Genomic DNA, 1,745 nt, shown 5'->3' with positions numbered 1-1,745 from the left:
GCCGCGGCGGAGTCCACGATCCCCGGCACGGGGTACCAGGTCTGCAGCGCCCAGGAGTTGCCCGAGGACACCGAGGCGATGTCCCAGAACACCTGCGGGTCCAGGCCCAGCCGGCCGGCGAGCACGGCGTGGCGCATCGCGGTGGCCATCGCCACCGGGTCCTGGGCGCGGGTGACGGCGCTGGCCAGCAGCACGGCGTCGCAGCCCAGCTCCATGGCCAGGGCGGCCTCGGAGGCGGTGCCGATCCCGGCGTCGAGCACCACGGGCACGGACGCCCGGGAGGCGATGAGCTCGATGTTGTGCGGATTGAGGATGCCCAGCCCGGTGCCGATGGGAGCGCCCAGGGGCATCACCGCGGCCGCGCCCAGGTCCTCGAGCCGGCGGGCGAGGGCCGGGTCGTCGGAGGTGTAGGCGAAGACCTTGAAGCCGCGGGCCACGAGCTGCTCGGTGGCGTCGAGGAGCTCCACCACGTCGGGCAGCAGCGTGTCCTCGTCCGCGATGACCTCGAGCTTGACCCAGTCGGTCTCGAGGGCCTCCCGGCCGAGCTCGGCGGTCAGCAGCGCGTCCCGGGCGGTGTAGCACCCGGCGGTGTTGGGCAGGATCCGGATGTCGTTGCGCTCGAGCAGCGCGAAGAGGGAGTCGCCCTGGCCGGGGGCGTAGCGGCGCAGGGCCACGGTGGTCAGCTCGGTGCCGGAGGCCAGCAGCGCCTGCTCCAGAGTGTGCAGCGAGCTCAGGCCGCCGGTGCCCATGATCAGCCGGGAGCTCAGCTCGATGCCGTCGAGCACGAGGGGGTCGGGGTGCGGGGCGGTCACGTCAGCCTCCCTGGACGGCGGTGATGATCTCGATGGACTGGCCCTCCGCCACGGGGGTCCGCCGCCAGCGGCTGCGGGGCACGACCGCGGCGTCCACGGCCACGGCCACGCCGAGGCGCCCGCCGTCCAGCGGGGCGCCGTCGGGGCCCAGGGGGCGGCCGACGGTCTCGGCGACGAGGTCGACGACGGTCGCCTCCGCCGCCACGCGGTGCGGGCGGCCGTTGAGGGTGATGGCGGTCATCGGGTGCTCCTGCTCCGGGGCCCGGGCCCGGCGGCGGCCGGCGCGGGATCCCCTCGACGGGCCTCGACGGGGCGGTCGAAGCGGTGCGGGTCGGTGGCGGCGAGGTGCTCGGCGTCGGCGGCCGGATCGGCTCCGGTCCCGCCGGCCACCAGCTGCGCGGCGAGCCGGGCGGCCAGCGGGGCGAGCAGGACGCCGTGGCGGAAGTAGCCGGTGGAGACCACGAGCCCCGGCACCGGCGAGCCGTCCGGGTCGCGGACCCGGCCGAAGTACGGGATGTCGTCCGGGGTGCCGGGCCGGGCGCGGGCCAGCACCTCGACCAACTCGAGGTCGGCGACGCCGGGCACGAGCGCCTGGGCATCGCGCAGCAGCCGGAACACGCCGCCGGCGCTGGGACCGGACAGGTCGTCCTCGCGGGAGGTCGCCCCGATCACCACGGTCCCGTCGGCGCGGGGCACCAGGTAGACGGGCACCCCGTGCACCAGGCCGCGGACCGTGCGCTCGAGCAGCTCCGGCGCCCCGGCGGGGACCCGGGCGCGCAGGATGTCCCCGTGCACCGGCCGCAGCGGCGGGTGCCAGTCCTCCGGCAGTCCTTCGAGCTCGCCGAGCCCGGCGCCGGGGGCGAGGACCGTCCAGGTCGCGGAGACCATCCCGCCGCCGGCCAGGCGGACGCCGGTCGCCGCGCCCTCGGCGTT

The 1,745-nt window shown here is 76.8% G+C and carries 3 protein-coding genes; all 3 read right to left on the bottom strand.

Annotation, left to right across the window (positions count from 1 at the left end; all coding sequences use genetic code 11):
* Positions 1 to 749 (bottom strand): thiazole synthase (gene thiG / locus CRM73_RS19100; RefSeq protein ID WP_229588786.1); only part of this gene is annotated, 749 nt, incomplete at its 3' end.
* Positions 750 to 813: 64 nt separating this feature from the next.
* On the bottom strand, positions 814 to 1,053 hold the full coding sequence (gene thiS, locus CRM73_RS19095) for a sulfur carrier protein ThiS (RefSeq protein WP_017831913.1): 240 nt from the start codon (positions 1,051 to 1,053) through the stop codon (positions 814 to 816).
* On the bottom strand, positions 1,050 to 1,745 hold a 696-nt coding region (locus CRM73_RS19090; RefSeq protein WP_229588785.1), incomplete at its 5' end, for an FAD-dependent oxidoreductase. The genes CRM73_RS19090 and thiS, both read right to left, overlap by 4 nt.

It is taken from the genome of Kocuria sp. CCUG 69068, from assembly GCF_020833785.1.
In the GTDB taxonomy this organism is placed as follows: Bacteria; Actinomycetota; Actinomycetes; order Actinomycetales; family Micrococcaceae; genus Kocuria; species Kocuria rosea.
Note: the sequence above shows the minus strand (reverse complement) of the source record. Positions and strands in the feature narration are given on the sequence as shown.

Bases quoted from the DNA above. Each gene is read 5' to 3' on its own strand.
- thiS (WP_017831913.1), bottom strand. From the start codon at position 1,053: ATGACCGCCATCACCCTCAACGGCCGCCCGCACCGCGTGGCGGCGGAG.